Annotated in this window: 14 protein-coding genes and 1 tRNA gene; 6 read left to right on the top strand and 9 right to left on the bottom strand. The window is 37.9% G+C overall.

The annotated features are described in order from the left end of the window. Positions 1–2 precede the first annotated feature (2 nt). The 4 genes from FUA48_RS07825 (at position 3) to FUA48_RS07810 (ending at position 4551) form a co-directional block, all read left to right on the top strand. The gene (locus FUA48_RS07825) at positions 3–1397 is read left to right on the top strand and encodes an alpha/beta hydrolase family protein (protein WP_147583004.1); all 1395 of its coding nucleotides are present in this window, start codon (positions 3–5) and stop codon (positions 1395–1397) included. Between the two features lie 72 nt (positions 1398–1469). Beyond that, on the top strand, positions 1470–3302 hold the full coding sequence (locus tag FUA48_RS07820; protein WP_147583003.1) for a M61 family metallopeptidase: 1833 nt from the start codon (positions 1470–1472) through the stop codon (positions 3300–3302). Between the two features lie 83 nt (positions 3303–3385). Further along, positions 3386–3715, top strand: coding sequence for a hypothetical protein (locus FUA48_RS07815; protein ID WP_147583002.1), 330 nt, complete (start codon positions 3386–3388; stop codon positions 3713–3715). A 107-nt stretch (positions 3716–3822) separates the two neighbouring features. Further along, complete coding sequence (locus FUA48_RS07810; protein WP_147583001.1) at positions 3823–4551, top strand: DUF4369 domain-containing protein; 729 nt, start codon at positions 3823–3825, stop codon at positions 4549–4551. Between the two features lie 215 nt (positions 4552–4766). Here FUA48_RS07810 and FUA48_RS07805 read toward each other — a convergent pair. From FUA48_RS07805 to idi, 5 genes are all read right to left on the bottom strand, one after another. After that, positions 4767–4840: transfer RNA gene (locus FUA48_RS07805), tRNA-Thr, on the bottom strand. A 79-nt stretch (positions 4841–4919) separates the two neighbouring features. Then, positions 4920–5186 (bottom strand): hypothetical protein, encoded by a 267-nt coding sequence (locus tag FUA48_RS07800; protein WP_129749391.1) that lies wholly within the window; start codon positions 5184–5186, stop codon positions 4920–4922. A 55-nt stretch (positions 5187–5241) separates the two neighbouring features. After that, positions 5242–6210, bottom strand: a complete 969-nt coding sequence (locus FUA48_RS07795; RefSeq protein ID WP_147583000.1) for a type I phosphomannose isomerase catalytic subunit — start codon at positions 6208–6210, stop codon at positions 5242–5244. A gap of 9 nt (positions 6211–6219) precedes the next feature. After that, a complete protein-coding gene (locus FUA48_RS07790) occupies positions 6220–6630 on the bottom strand; it encodes a 6-pyruvoyl trahydropterin synthase family protein (protein ID WP_147582999.1) in 411 nt (136 codons plus the stop codon). Beyond that, positions 6630–7163, bottom strand: coding sequence for an isopentenyl-diphosphate Delta-isomerase (idi, locus tag FUA48_RS07785; RefSeq protein WP_147582998.1), 534 nt, complete (start codon positions 7161–7163; stop codon positions 6630–6632). Before idi ends, FUA48_RS07790 begins: the two co-directional genes overlap by 1 nt. A gap of 123 nt (positions 7164–7286) precedes the next feature. On the opposite strand from idi, the gene FUA48_RS07780 reads away from it, so the two are divergent. Next, positions 7287–7679 (top strand): DUF1398 domain-containing protein, encoded by a 393-nt coding sequence (locus tag FUA48_RS07780; RefSeq protein WP_147582997.1) that lies wholly within the window; start codon positions 7287–7289, stop codon positions 7677–7679. Here the strand turns inward: FUA48_RS07780 and FUA48_RS07775 are convergent. Genes FUA48_RS07775 through FUA48_RS07765 form a run of 3 tightly spaced genes read right to left on the bottom strand, consistent with a single transcriptional unit; the run spans position 7669 to position 11994 of the window. Then, positions 7669–9279 carry a serine hydrolase domain-containing protein gene (locus FUA48_RS07775; protein ID WP_147582996.1) on the bottom strand — a complete coding sequence of 537 codons (1611 nt, stop codon included), beginning with the start codon at positions 9277–9279 and terminating at the stop codon, positions 7669–7671. The genes FUA48_RS07780 and FUA48_RS07775 overlap by 11 nt on opposite strands. 47 nt (positions 9280–9326) lie before the next feature. Then, positions 9327–10883 carry an NAD(P)/FAD-dependent oxidoreductase gene (locus FUA48_RS07770; RefSeq protein ID WP_147582995.1) on the bottom strand — a complete coding sequence of 519 codons (1557 nt, stop codon included), beginning with the start codon at positions 10881–10883 and terminating at the stop codon, positions 9327–9329. 49 nt (positions 10884–10932) lie between these two features. Then, positions 10933–11994 carry a DUF2891 domain-containing protein gene (locus FUA48_RS07765; protein ID WP_147582994.1) on the bottom strand — a complete coding sequence of 354 codons (1062 nt, stop codon included), beginning with the start codon at positions 11992–11994 and terminating at the stop codon, positions 10933–10935. Positions 11995–12076: 82 nt separating this feature from the next. Here FUA48_RS07765 and FUA48_RS07760 point away from each other — a divergent pair, with 82 nt between their 5' ends. After that, entirely contained in the window at positions 12077–12316 is a 240-nt protein-coding gene (locus FUA48_RS07760; RefSeq protein ID WP_147582993.1) for a hypothetical protein, read from the top strand. Positions 12317–12384: 68 nt separating this feature from the next. On the opposite strand, the gene recQ is transcribed toward FUA48_RS07760, so the two are convergent. After that, positions 12385–14583 carry a DNA helicase RecQ gene (gene recQ / locus FUA48_RS07755; protein WP_147582992.1) on the bottom strand — a complete coding sequence of 733 codons (2199 nt, stop codon included), beginning with the start codon at positions 14581–14583 and terminating at the stop codon, positions 12385–12387. Positions 14584–14606: the final 23 nt, after the last annotated feature.

Below are 14606 nucleotides of genomic sequence, written 5' to 3'. Positions count from 1 at the left end.
TTATGAAAAAACTTATTACCCTCATCACGCTATGCATTTCTTCTGTACTATTTGCTCAGGATATTACAGGCACTTGGAACGGATTATTAAAAGTACCGGGCACAACAGTTCGCCTTGTTATTAATATTACAAAAACAGAAACCGGCTATTCGGCTACTATGGATAGCCCAGATCAGGGAGCAAAAGGGATTCCCGTTACAACAATCAGTTTTGAAAACAATACCCTCGCTTTTGCTATCCCTGCAGGAAAACTGGAATACAAAGGCACTTGGGAAAACAATATTATAAAAGGCACCTATAAGCAAAACGGATATGAAATTCCGCTTGACTTAGGCAGAGATGAAATTAAAATAGAAAAACCAAAAAGACCACAAGAGCCGCAACCTCCCTATGGTTACTATACAGAAGATGTAACTTTTAAAAACGAAAACGCAGGAATAACCCTTGCCGGAACGCTTACACTTCCTAAAAAAGAAGGCAACTACCCGGCTGTAGTACTTATAAGCGGGAGTGGCCCTCAGGACAGAAACTCTGAGCTACTGGATCATAAACCGTTTTTAGTCCTTGCAGATTATTTAACCAAAAACGGCATTGCTGTACTTCGTTTTGATGACAGAGGTGTTGGTGAATCGCAAGGTGTTTTTGCTACCTCTACTTCTGCCGATTTTTCTACCGATGCCGAAGCCGCATTTAACTATCTTAAGTCAAGACCCGAAATAAACAAAAACAAGATTGGACTTATAGGCCACAGTGAAGGTGGCATGATAGCCCCAATGGTTGCAGCCAGAAACAACAGCGTTGCTTTCCTTGTCCTAATGGCAGGCCCCGGAATATCAGGCGATGAAATTTTAATGAAGCAAAACTACCTTATAAACAAGGCAGGTGGTATGCCCGAAGAAGAGCTTCAAAAACTGGGTTCTGTAAACAGAAAGTTATATGATGTGATTTTAAAGGAATCCGACATGGATGCTATAAAATCAGGACTATCTCAAATTTACAATACCGAGATGAAACCTTTATTCCTTGAAAAAGGAATTCCTCAGGAACAGATAGACCAATACTCACAAATGCAGATTGCAGAGCTTACCTCTCCGTGGTTCCTGTATTTTATAAGATACAACCCTGCTTCAAATCTTGAAAAAGTACAATGCCCTGTACTGGCAATTAACGGAAGTAAAGACCTTCAGGTGCCTCCTCAGGAAGATCTTGCAGGTATAAAAAACGCAACAACTAAAGGCGGAAACAAAAAGGTTACAACCAAAGAACTGCCTAACCTAAACCACCTGTTCCAGGAATGCACAACAGGAGAAGTATCAGAATATGAAACCATAGAACAGACTATTGCTCCGGTTGCCTTAAACGAAATATCGACCTGGATTAAGCAACAGGTAAAATAATTTCAAAAAAAATCATAATAACCTGTAACATCCTCATGTTTTAGCATACATATACGTATCAAAAAACAGCAAATGAGAACAATTATTAAAACAATTGCACTCGCTTTATCTGTATGCAGTGTTGCAACAGCCCAAAAGCATGAGGATGTACAGGTTGCTATAAACCTGAAAAATGTTACTAACGACAAAGTACAGGTTACTGTTACCGCTCCAAAACTGGACGATAAAACCACTACTTTCTACATTCCGAAAATTGTACCAGGAACTTATTCCAGCGACAATTACGGTAAGTTTATAGATGACTTTAAGGCTTATGACAAAAAAGGACGTGAGCTTAAGGTTGAACATCCTGATGAAAACTCATGGAAAATAGCCGATGCCAATAAACTTGAAAAAGTTACTTACTGGGTAAACGACACTTATGATATTGAAGGAACAGGTGTTCATGATATATTCTCTCCGGCAGGAACAAACATTACTGCAAACGATAACTTTGTACTAAACACTCACGGATTTGTAGGTTACTTTGAAGGCAAAAGCGAATTGCCTTATGTACTTACCATATCACACCCTGCCAGTTTATGGGCTTCCACTTCTTTTATAGACGAGGATGCAAGCAATGAGACAGATGTATTTAAATCGCCGAGATACCCGGATGTGGTAGATCATCCTATAATGTACTCTAAGCCTGACTATACTACCTTCACGGTAGATGGCATGGAAATTCTTATAAGCGTATATTCTCCTAACGGAAAGATAAAAGCCGCCGATATAACTCCGGATATGGAAACCATGATGCGTGCTCAAAAACGCTTTTTAGGAGCTATAAACAGTACTAAGAAATATAGTGTACTGATTTATCTAACCAATATGGAAAAGCCGGATGCAAGAGGTTTTGGAGCGTTAGAGCACACTACATCAACCACTGTAGTTATGCCTGAGATGATGCCTCTTGACCAGCTTATATCAACCCTGAAAGATGTGGTATCTCACGAATTCTTTCATATTGTAACTCCGCTAAGCATACACTCAAACGAAATTCATTACTTCAATTACAACACCCCTAAAATGTCTGAACACTTATGGATGTATGAAGGTGTAACCGAATATTTTGCCAATCTGTTCCAGGTAAATCAGGGACTTATAACCGAAGACGAGTTTTATGCCCGCATGGCCGATAAGATTGCGCAGTCTAAGCAGTTTAGTGAAACAATGAATTTCACTAAAATGAGTAAAAACATACTTGAGTCTCCTTACAAAGACTCTTACTACAACGTATATCTTAAAGGTGCACTTATTGCTATGTGTATTGACATACAAATAAGAGAAAATACCAATGGTGAAAAAGGGATTTTAGACCTTATGAGAAACCTTTCGGCAGAATACGGAAGCAACAAACCGTTTAATGACGATGATTTATTTACCGATATAGCTAAGCTTACTTCGCCAAAGGTAGAAGAATTTTTAAAGGTTTATGTAAGTGGCAACACCCCTATTCCTTATGAGGAGTATCTGGCAAAAATGGGTGTAACCCAAGCTATTGTTGAAAAGAAAGGAACACCATTCCTTAAAAACGAGGAAATACCTTATGTAACCATAAACAGCGAGAAGCAAATTGTGCTTCTTCCGGCAGAAGGCAATGCCTTTATGGATACTCTGGGGCTTAAAACAGGAGACATTATAACAACAGTTAACGGAACAGCTTATAACCTTGATAATATTTACGATCTTATCATGACAAGCATGAGCTGGAAAGATGGTGAAGATATTACACTAAAAATTAAGCGCGAAGGCAAGGAACAGGATATAAAAGGTAAAGTTGTATTACCTACAGAACAGGTTGAAGGTTACCATGCATCAATTGAAAGTAAAACCAAATTAAAGGAGGCCTGGTTAAAAGGTTAACACTTTGGTATTCAAAAATTTATTATATTTAAGCCCTATAATCAAAGCTGTTTAACACAAAGCGGCAAAAAAACCTTACTATTATGAAAGCATTATTTATCATATTTTTTATGGGATTAAGCTTTACCGCTTTTGCCAACAATGGTAATAACGGCAATAATACCACACCAAATCCTACAGAAAACAACACTACGGTTACTCACACTAACAAAGAAACCAAGACCGAAAAGACAGCTAAGGTTTCAGCAATCAGAACTGAGGATACGACTGTTGTAAAAACAGTTTCCAAAAAAGAAACTACCAGAGTATGTACAACAGGTACTGAGGCTCCGGGATACGGAATAGGATCATTTTTTGTTGAGTTTGTTCACAACAGCAACAAAAAACTGGCAAGAATGTTTTTAGACGATTAACAATTTATACATAATAATAAAAAATGCTGCTTTAAAGCAGCATTTTTTATTTATCTAAACAGGTAAATTTTATTACTTTGCGAAAAATTTAACCGCTTTATTAACTTATGAAAAAAACTATTCTGGCCCTGTTTGCCGCCTTAACACTTTTCGCTTGTAACGAAGATAAAAAAGCCGATACAAACCTGCACATTACAGGCAACATTAGAGGCTTTAAACAGGGTACACTCTATATAAAGAAACTCCAGGACACTTCTTATATTACCCTGGACAGTATAACAATTAAGGGCAATTCGAACTTTAAAAGCGATTTAAACATCGATTCGCCTCAAATGCTATACCTTATACTGGACAGAGGCCAAACAAACTCTATGGACGATAAACTAGCGTTTTTTGCCGAACCGGGTAATATGACTATCAATTCAAATATTGAAGGTTTCTATTCCAGAGCAAAAATTACGGGATCGGAAAACCAAAAGATATATGAAGAATTCCTTCAGCACAGAAAACGTTATATAGATATTGACCTTGACCTTACCCAAAAAAGTATTGAGGCAATTCAAAATAACAACCTAAAGCAAATAGACAGCATCAGCGAAAAGAAAGAGCAGCTTTTAAAGCGCAGATATCTAATTACTGCCAATTTTGTCATCAATCATTCAGATCACGAAGTAGGCCCATATATTGCCCTTTCTGAAATTCATGATATTAATATCAAATATCTGGACACGATGCAAAAAAGCATGACTCCTAAAGTAGCCGAATCGCACTACGGAAAAATATTGACCGAACTTTTAGAGGACAGAAAAAAAGATGAGGCCGCAGAAGTGAAGTAAGTTTTTTAAATCTCAAAGAATATGAAAACAGCAAGGTGTATAACCTTGCTGTTTTTATTTTAAGATACATACATTAGATGCAGGGAATATACAACAGAACTGTAGAAGTAACATTCAACATTTTGCCATTACTACTAAAAACAGAACAACCGTGCAAAAAAGAAATAACTTATAAAAACAAAAACCGCTTCATAAATGAAGCGGTTTTTTTATTGAGCCGATGGAGGGACTCGAACCCACGACCTGCTGATTACAAATCAGCTGCTCTAGCCAGCTGAGCTACACCGGCATCTCAATACGGGTGCAAATATAAGACTGGTTTTGAATTTTCCAAAAAAAATTTTGCACTTTTTTATTGAAATTTTCCCTTACAGCGCATTGATTTTTGCAACAAGCTGACCAGCAGATTCTTCCAGCTCCTTATTAATTTGTCTGAAATGATCTTTTTTATTTTCCACGTTTTTTTGGTTAATTTTTGAAATTAAGTTATCAAAAACAGTAATAGCCTCATCTATAATAGCTTCCGACTCTTTTGTTGGTTTTCCCTGAGTTGTCATCTCCCAAATGTAAACTGCCTCGATAATATCTCCTAAAACGTAATTAATGTCCTTCTTTAAAGTTTTTACACTTGCCATCTTATTTTTGTTTTTAAATTTTATGCAAAATTACAATTAATTTTTTCCTCCGTTGTTAAGAAATACATATTTCTAGCAACGTAGCTTCTCCGCTAAGCTCAAATGCTTTTAATGCAGCAGGCACTAATATGGTATCGCCCTTTGTAAACGAATAGCTTTTACCATCAGTTTTAAAGCTATATTCTCCTTCAGTACATATATAAACAGTAAAGCTGCTGCCATCCTTATCAACAGAAGCCGTTCCGTTTAAAGGAAAGTAACTTGTGGTAAAATAAGGGCAGTCTACCATTACATTTCCTGTATTAAGTGTTTGTGTGTACTGCTTTTGTGTATCGGTAGTATTATAGTTCATGGCATCAAGAGCCTGCTCAACGTGCAATTCTCTTGAATTACCATTAGCATCTACCCTGTCCCAGTCATAAATACGATAGGTAATATCAGATGTCTGCTGTATTTCGGCAATAACAATCCCTGCACCTATAGCATGTATAGTACCTGTTTCAAGGAAAAACACATCACCTTTTTTAACCTCAACCTCATTAAGAATCTCAATAAGGTTTTTATTATTAAGGTGCTCCAAATACTCATCCGGGCTTGATTTGTGTTTAAATCCTACAATTATCCTAGCTCCTTCATCAGCCTGCATTACATACCACATTTCGGTTTTACCAAAAGAGTTATGTCTCTGTTTAGCCAATTCGTCATTAGGATGAACCTGTATGGAAAGATCTTCCCTTGCATCCAGAAACTTAAACAGTAAAGGAAACTGTGTCCCAAACTGATCGTGTATTTTCCTTCCAAGAATTTCCTGAGGGAACTGTTCCAGAAGTTCGCTTAAGGGTTTGCCCTTATAAGCTCCTTCCCTAACAACACTAACGTCTCCGGGTACGGCAGAAAGCTCCCAGCTTTCTCCTGTTGTTTGTGTAGGTATGTTTTTACCTAAATCGGTTTTGAGTTTGGTACCTCCCCAAATCCTGTCTTTTAAAATTGGTTCAAAAACCAGCGGATATAATTCCATTATAATACTTATTATTTAGATGCCTTTGTAAGTTACAAAATTCCTTGGGGTTTCATATAACACTACCTCAAGGTCCATTTGAGAGTCGATACGCCTTCTTATCCTGTTCCATATCACTACCACTATATTTTCGGCAGTTGGGTTAAGATCTTTAAATTCCGGCACATCAAGATTAAGGTTCTTATGATCAAAAGGCTCCTCAACCTCTTCTGTAATAATATCCTTCAGCACTTTGATATCTATCACATAACCTGTTTGCGGATCTATTTCCCCTGTAACACTAACTATAAGCTCATAGTTATGCCCATGAAAATTAGGGTTATTACATTTCCCGAAAACAGTATCATTCTGCTCTTCACTCCAGTCTTTACGATAAAGGCGGTGTGCGGCATTAAAATGTGCTTTTCTGCTAACAGTAACTCTCATTATTGCGGTAATTTATGATCTTCAAGATAATGATAAAACTCCTCAAATATAATCCTGAACCAAACTGTATATACCTCGGGATTAGCCTTCATATCTTCCTTAACATCATCAATACTCATCCACTTCCAGCTTTCGGCTTCTTCCCTGTTTATATTCGGCTCATCATTATAATAGCCTATCATTACATGATCCAGTTCATGTTCTGTAAGTCCGTTATCAAAAGGAGCCTTATAGATAAATGAAAACAGCTCTTTAAGTTCGGTTTTAATCCCCATCTCCTCCATAAGCCTGCGGTTACCGGCCTCAATATTAGTTTCACCCTCACGCTGATGGCTGCAGGTGGTATTTGTCCACAATAATGGGGAGTGGTATTTATCTGCTGCCCTTTGCTGCAGCATTATTTCGTTTTTAGAGTTCAATACAAAAACGGAGAATGCCCTGTGTAATAAAGCTTTTTCATGAGCTTCCATTTTTGGCATCAGTCCTATCTGTTCGTCTTTTTCGTTTACAAGTATTACTTTTTCTTCTGTCATCGTTATATAATAGCTTTCAAAAATAAGAAAATATTACCGGAAAAGAAGCCTATTCCCTCTTTGATGATATTTTATTGGACACCAATATTTTATGTATCTTTGATATAATAAATTTTATAGAGTATGTTCACAATTGATCAAATTAAGGAAGCGCACTCTAAAGTTAAAAGTGGTGCAGACTTTCCACAGTACATTCAGGATCTCATAGCTCTTGGAGTAATTCATTACAACACTTATGTAAAAGACGGCCATACCGTATACTGGGGCTGCGACAATTACCGTATACAGTCACCCCCTAAATACGACAATCTCCAGGTTGCAGAAACCGGAAATATGAGCGATTTTATACATCACCTCAACGCCCATCAGGCAGGAGAAACCGATTATCCGCAATTTTGCAAAGATGCCGCTGACGACGGTGTCGAAAAATGGGTTGTTGATATGGTAGAAATGACTTGTGTTTATTATGACAGGGCAGGACATAAAATTTATGAAGAGGAAATACCTACTCCGTAGATTCTACTTTTACAAATCGGATGTTTCTGAATCTCGGATGATTGAGTGTAAAACCTTTTACTCTTTTATTTTCGTCAAAATCATATTTCACAACACCAAAATCAAAAAAAGCTTTATAAACAGCAAAATACCCCTCTGTTTCATCATTCCCTACTTTACACTTTAAAACACCATTCTCTTTGTAGAAAAAGTAAGTTACATCTAGATTACTACAATAAAATGAACCTGTAACCCTTTCAAAATCGTTTACGGCAACTTCTCTTCTAACCGCTATATCAGATACATTTGATGACAAAATAATCATTTTCTGCGCTTTACCATTTTGTATATCTTCAAATGTAAACGTGTAATTATCTTTACTAAAAGAAGAGTCATGTATAGGAACCAAATCAAACTCAAGGTCATTAAAAACCTGCATTATGCTTAACACACCGTGCTCATGACTTACTTTATAAAAGTATCCGTTTTGGTTATAGAGACCATCATATCGCATCAATAAAGAATCAGGCAGTCGTTTACTCTCCAAAATTTCTTCTTTATGACTCTCTTCTTTAATTCCTAATGCAATATCAGCACCCAAAGAATGTAAATATTCAACAGGAGCATCATCATTGTTTGAAAGTGTTATCACACTAAGTTTTTCATCCGGAAACAAAGACACATATGTATTAAAACCGTCGTTAACACCACCATGGGTAATTTGCTTTCCTTTCTCATCGTTTAAAATATATAACCCCTTATTATAAGCGTAATCTGACTCTTCATACATCTTTCCTTTTAGCATTTTATTCCAAAAAACTTTGCCAAGAACTTTATTACTCTGCATTTCTTCGAGCCATTTTTGTAAATCACCAAGAGTAGAATATAAACCTCCTCCAATCACAGCAACAGCATCTACTTCTGTCTTAAAATATTTATCTTCCTTTTCCCAATACCCAAAAACCCTATTTTCAAAATAATCATCCCCCTTATAAACATATCTGGTATTTTTCATTCCTAAAGGAGTAAAAATATTTTTTACTGCAAAATCATTTAAAGACATCCCAGATACCTTTTCAATAATCTGAGCCAGAAACCAATAACCTGAATTATTATAACTATGCTCAGACCCTGGTTTAAAATCCAACTCCTGAACAGACAATAATCTATATATCTTTTCATTATCATAATCTTCGACTTTTTCCTTTTTTAGACCTGCTAAAGCAACAATATCTTTAATTCCGGAAGTATGATTAAGAAGGTCATATATGATAATATCCTGAGCATACACAGGCATATCGGGAAAATAATCAGAAAGTTTATCGGTAAAATTCAGCTTACCCTGCTGTTTTAAAAGCACTATACAGGCACCTGTAAATTGTTTAGAAACTGAGGCAAGATAAAAAATACTATTATCGGTTAGCTTATCATTTATTTCGAGGTTTGCATAACCTGAATGTTTATTATAAATCACTATCCCGTCTTTTACAATCCTCATAGAAACACCCGGCCTAAAGCCCTGATCGTAAATGCTTAAAATAGAATCTATTGCTTTAAAATCATTTTGTGAAAAAGCAATAAGGGGTAATAATATCAGGAGTAAGGCTGATATCTTTTTCATAATTAGTTTGATTTTTTAGGTTTGATAATATAGTAAGAAGAAAAACTTTAATTCAACTCTTCAGCACATTTTATAGCACATTTCTCCCCGTCTATTGCAGCAGAAATAATACCTCCGGCATATCCGGCACCTTCACCACAAGGATAAAGCCCCTTTATCTGTACATGCTCTAAAGTATAAGGATCACGCGGTATACGCACAGGTGATGAAGTTCTCGATTCCGGCGCATGCAATATGGCTTCATTGGTTAAATACCCTCTCATAGATTTACCAAAATCTACAAATCCCTGCCTCATTACCTGTGTAAGGAATCCCGGGAACACCTGTCCTAATTCAACCGAAGTTGTACCAGGCACATAAGATGTTTTAGGAATATCGGCCGAAACCTTACTTTGGGTAAAATCTATCATGCGTTGCGCAGGCACTTTTTGGGTTTCCCCTGCCAGATGCCATGCTTTCTGCTCAATACTTTTTTGAAACTCCATTCCAGCAAGTGCACCAAATTTTGCAAACGGTTTAAAATCTTCCAGTTTCAGCTCTACAACAATACCCGAGTTAGCCGTTGCCTGATCCCTTTTAGAAGGTGACCAGCCATTTGTTACAACCTCACCCGGACTGGTAGCACATGGTGCTATAACCCCACCCGGACACATACAGAAAGAATACATACCCCTGCCGTTTACCTGTTTTACAATACTGTAAGGTGCAGGCGGTAAATATTCTCCTCTAAAATCGCAGCTGTACTGTATACTGTCGATTAAAGTTTGCGGATGCTCTGCCCTTACACCAAGCGCAAAAGGTTTGGCTTCAATAAATATCTTTTTACGGTCAAGAAGTTCAAATATATCCCTGGCAGAGTGGCCAGTAGCAAGTATGATTTTTTTAGCATTGATAACGTCCCCATTCTGGGTAACAACACCATCAACCTCATTATTTTTAAGCAAAATATCGGTTACACGGGTATCAAAAAGTACCTTACCGCCATACTCGATAATCTTTTCACGCATGGACTTGATTATCTTCGGCAGTTTATTTGTACCAATATGCGGATGTGCCTCTACCATGATATTATCGGCAGCACCAAAAGCCACAAACAGTTTAAGAATTCGGTCTACATCACCACGCTTTTTAGATCGGGTGTACAGCTTACCGTCAGAATAGGTTCCTGCCCCTCCCTCACCATAACAATAGTTGGAATCTTCGTTTACAACATGATCACGGTTTATTGCCTTTAGGTCACGCCTGCGCTCCTGTACATCCTTACCTCTTTCTAAAACTATAGGCTTAACACCCAGTTCTATTAACTGAAGGGCAGCAAATAATCCTGCAGGGCCGGCGCCAACAATAATAACCTCCTGACTGTTTGAAACATCTTTATATTCCGGTAACGGAACAGTGTTTTCCTCAAAAGTTTCCCTCCAGTATACGGCAACCTTAAGATTTATCTTAATAGCTTTTTGGCGCGCATCTATAGAGCGCTTTATAACCGCAATATGATTAATCTCTTCAGGCTTAACCTGCATAAGTTTAGCTACATGAGCTATAAGTAAATGCTGCTGTGCAGCTACCTCTGGGGCAACCTGTATCTGGAGTTCTCTTGGCATGCCGCAAAAATAATCAATATTTAGAGATTATTTTCACTTAAAAACAAACCTACTTAAGAGCAGCCTTCTCTTCAAAAGCATGTAATGCAAACGAAGCCAGCCAGTGTTCTCCTTCATAATTACCATCTACTATAGCAGGCAGCGAATAATTAAAATGCTCATTAGCCAAAGGTATAAGGTGGCTAAACTGTTTAGGATACTGACTTGCCAGCCTGTACATATTCCATGCACGGCTAAAGTTCAGCCCGTCAAGGTGCACCAGGTGACCGTCACTTCTGTCAGACACCTTACCCGGTTCCCATTTGTAGTTTTTATCAAATAATGGCTTAGCAAAATCCTTAAGCCATTTTAAAAATTCTTTTTCAGGCATTACGCGCTGCATAATACCCATTTCTTCCATACAAGGCGAAAGAAAATCGGTTCCGCTGGGTTCCCATGCAAAAGGGCAATCGCCGTCATTTTTAAATAAGCGGAGTGCATTATCCCTAATCACATTTTGCAGTTCGGTGTTTTTAGAATGCATAGCATAATCCCAAGCCAGTGACATTCCAAAAGCAGTATTAGTATGCGTTCCAACCCTAACCGGATAATTAAGTTTTGGCAAAAACTCAATATATCTTGACGCGATAAGATCTGATAGTGGTTTTACATTCTCTGCCAGTTGCTTTACCTCATCAATTTCTGAAGTTTCCAGTTCTAACTGAAGCTTTAAAAGCCATGCCCAACCATATGTACGCTCATACGACTTTTCATGCTCTTTGCTCAGGTAAGCTATTTCTTCTGCTATATTTTCTTTGGAGAGATTTACTTTCAGTTTACTTATTATCTCCTCTTTTCTGTCAATATCCGGGAAACGCTTTAACAGATATACCAGACTCCAGTGCCCGTGCACCGAAGAGTGCCAGTCGAAACATCCGTAAAAGGCAGGGTGCAGTTCTTTAGGCCCTCCAAGTTCCGATTCATCAATCAATAACTGGCTCAGCTTATTAGGATATTCCTTTTGCATACACTTTAATGGAAGCCCGGCAAGGCCGTTAGCTCTTTCTAAAGTAAGCTCCTGTGCAAAAGAAAAAGAGGTTATAAATAAAGCGGTAAGTAAATAGTGTTTCATAAGAATGTCTTTGTCCTCAAAAATAAGCAAATAGATTTTCTGACAAAACTCAGTAACTTTGTTCTCTGAAAATAAAAATAAGATGTCGAGAAAAATAAAACTGATATGGGATTTTAAAGGGCCTGCCGGATCAAAAACCGCAGAACACCATGAAATTCATTTAAAAGAATATATAGCAATAGAAAAACTGCCGTTAAACATCACCGGATTTGAAGTCCTAACCGATATGCACGCTATAGCGTACATGGTAGTTACCGATGAGCACATGATACAGGTACGTGATGCACTTAAGCCCCATCGAGGTGAACTTTATGAGCAGTAGTATATTGATATCAATAAAAAAGCCCTGAGATTTTTCAGGGCTTTTTTATTTATTTTTCTATTGCTAATTTAATTAGCAACCTCGCTTATAAACTTAATACGCATAAGCCTTAGCTCTTCGGTATCATAATCTCCGTCAAATTCCTTAAGGGCATCCTTAATATTATCCGACTCCGATTCCATATAATATTCATGAATTTCTTCCTGCTGGTCTTCATCCAGTATTTCGTCAATCCAGTATTTTATATTAAGCTTGGTACCAGAATAAACAATCTGCTCCATTTCTTTAAGCAATGCATCCATATCAAGGCCTTTAGCGCTTGCAATGTCGTTAAGCGGAAGCTTCCTGTCTATATTCTGGATGATATATAATTTAAGCGCCGAGTTAGCTCCTGTAGACTTCACCACAAGATCATCCGGCCTTATAATATCATTATCCTCAACATAGCGCTCAATAAGCTCTACAAAGTCCTTACCGTATTTTTTAGCCTTACCTTCACCTACACCGTGAACATTACCAAGTTCTGCTATAGATACCGGATATTTTAACGCCATATCTTCAAGAGAAGGATCCTGGAACACCACAAATGGCGGAACTCCAAGCTTTTTAGCCACTTTTTTACGAAGGTCTTTAAGCATACTTACAAGAGCCTCATCAGCTACCCCTCCGGCAGATTTACCAGTGGTAACGGTAGTTTCATCGGTTTCATCGCCATAATCATGATCCTCTGTCATCATGAATGATTTAGGATCAGCAATAAACTCCTCTCCTTTTTTGGTAAGTTTTAAAACCCCATAAGTTTCAATATCTTTTGACAGATACCCTTCAACCAGTACCTGCCTGATTAAAGCCATCCAGTGTTTTTCATCATATTCCTTACCCTTCCCAAAGAAAGACTGAGAATCGGTCTTATGTGCTTTTATTAGAGCATTCACCTTCCCTGTAAGGGTAAATATAACCTCTTTGGACTTATACATTTGCTTTGTACCCTTAACCGTTTCCAGCAAAGTAACAACCTGGTCTTTTGCCTCCGATTTTTTCTTAGGGTTACGAACATTATCATCCATATCGGCACCTTCGCCTGTCTCGTCGTCAAATTCCTCCCCAAAATAGTGAAGCAGGAATTTCCTTCTTGACATAGATGTCTCAGCATAGGCAACAACCTCCTGTAACAATGCAAAACCAATTTCCTGCTCTGCTACGGGTTTGCCCGACATGAATTTTTCAAGTTTCTCAATATCTTTATACGAGTAGTACGCCAAACAATGCCCTTCACCTCCGTCACGACCAGCCCTACCGGTTTCCTGATAATAGCTTTCCAGTGATTTAGGTATGTCGTGGTGTATTACAAAACGTACATCCGGTTTATCTATACCCATACCAAAAGCAATGGTTGCCACTACCACATCAACATCTTCCATAAGGAACATATCCTGGTGCTTGGCACGGGTTTTAGCGTCAAGTCCTGCATGGTATGGCACCGCACTGATACCGTTTACCTGTAGCACCTGTGCTATCTCCTCAACCTTTTTACGGCTAAGGCAGTAAATAACTCCTGATTTCCCTTTGTGTTGCCTGATAAAACGGATAATATCCGACTCTACCGTTTTTGCTTTAGGCCTTACTTCATAATACAGGTTTGGCCTGTTGAAAGAAGCCTTAAATACATTGGCATCAGACATATCAAGGTTTTTAAGTATATCTTCCTGAACTTTTGGTGTTGCTGTTGCGGTAAGTCCTATTACAGGCACATCGCCCAACTGTTTAATAATGCTCCTAAGGTTACGGTATTCAGGTCTGAAGTCATGACCCCATTCCGAAATACAGTGAGCCTCATCAATGGCTACAAAAGAAAGCTCTACTCCCCTTAAAAAAGTAACATACTCTTCTTTGGTAAGCGACTCAGGTGCAACATATAAAAGTTTTGTTATTCCAGATGTTATATCCTTCTTTACCTGGTTAACTTCTGTTTTTGTAAGAGACGAGTTAAGTACGTGGGCAATTCCTGGTTCTGACGAAAGGCTCCTTATGGCATCAACCTGGTTTTTCATCAGCGCAATGAGTGGGGAAACTACAATAGCTGTTCCATCGAGTGCCAGAGCAGGTAACTGGTAACATAGTGATTTTCCGCCACCTGTAGGCATTATAACAAATGTATTGTTCCCTGTAATGATACTTTTTACAACATCTTCCTGGAGACCTTTAAATTTGTTAAAACCAAAATATTTTTTTAACTCTTTGTGTAAGTCAATTTCGGTCGATTTCATTATTTATTAATAGTAAATTACAT

This window comes from Flavobacterium alkalisoli, from assembly GCF_008000935.1.
In the GTDB taxonomy this organism is placed as follows: domain Bacteria; phylum Bacteroidota; class Bacteroidia; order Flavobacteriales; family Flavobacteriaceae; genus Flavobacterium; species Flavobacterium alkalisoli.
This window is presented reverse-complemented; position numbering and strand designations above follow the sequence as displayed.

What these genes read in the sequence shown, in the direction of transcription:
- recQ (WP_147582992.1), bottom strand. Translation starts at nt 14,583, where the DNA reads ATGAAATCGACCGAAATTGACTTACACAAAGAGTTAAAAAAATATTTT.
- FUA48_RS07810 (WP_147583001.1), top strand. Translation starts at nt 3,823, where the DNA reads ATGAAAAAAACTATTCTGGCCCTGTTTGCCGCCTTAACACTTTTCGCT.
- FUA48_RS07780 (WP_147582997.1), top strand. Translation starts at nt 7,287, where the DNA reads ATGTTCACAATTGATCAAATTAAGGAAGCGCACTCTAAAGTTAAAAGT.
- FUA48_RS07770 (WP_147582995.1), bottom strand. Translation starts at nt 10,883, where the DNA reads ATGCCAAGAGAACTCCAGATACAGGTTGCCCCAGAGGTAGCTGCACAG.
- FUA48_RS07765 (WP_147582994.1), bottom strand. Translation starts at nt 11,994, where the DNA reads ATGAAACACTATTTACTTACCGCTTTATTTATAACCTCTTTTTCTTTT.
- FUA48_RS07775 (WP_147582996.1), bottom strand. Translation starts at nt 9,279, where the DNA reads ATGAAAAAGATATCAGCCTTACTCCTGATATTATTACCCCTTATTGCT.
- idi (WP_147582998.1), bottom strand. Translation starts at nt 7,163, where the DNA reads ATGACAGAAGAAAAAGTAATACTTGTAAACGAAAAAGACGAACAGATA.
- FUA48_RS07760 (WP_147582993.1), top strand. Translation starts at nt 12,077, where the DNA reads ATGTCGAGAAAAATAAAACTGATATGGGATTTTAAAGGGCCTGCCGGA.
- FUA48_RS07800 (WP_129749391.1), bottom strand. Translation starts at nt 5,186, where the DNA reads ATGGCAAGTGTAAAAACTTTAAAGAAGGACATTAATTACGTTTTAGGA.
- FUA48_RS07790 (WP_147582999.1), bottom strand. Translation starts at nt 6,630, where the DNA reads ATGAGAGTTACTGTTAGCAGAAAAGCACATTTTAATGCCGCACACCGC.
- FUA48_RS07815 (WP_147583002.1), top strand. Translation starts at nt 3,386, where the DNA reads ATGAAAGCATTATTTATCATATTTTTTATGGGATTAAGCTTTACCGCT.
- FUA48_RS07820 (WP_147583003.1), top strand. Translation starts at nt 1,470, where the DNA reads ATGAGAACAATTATTAAAACAATTGCACTCGCTTTATCTGTATGCAGT.
- FUA48_RS07825 (WP_147583004.1), top strand. Translation starts at nt 3, where the DNA reads ATGAAAAAACTTATTACCCTCATCACGCTATGCATTTCTTCTGTACTA.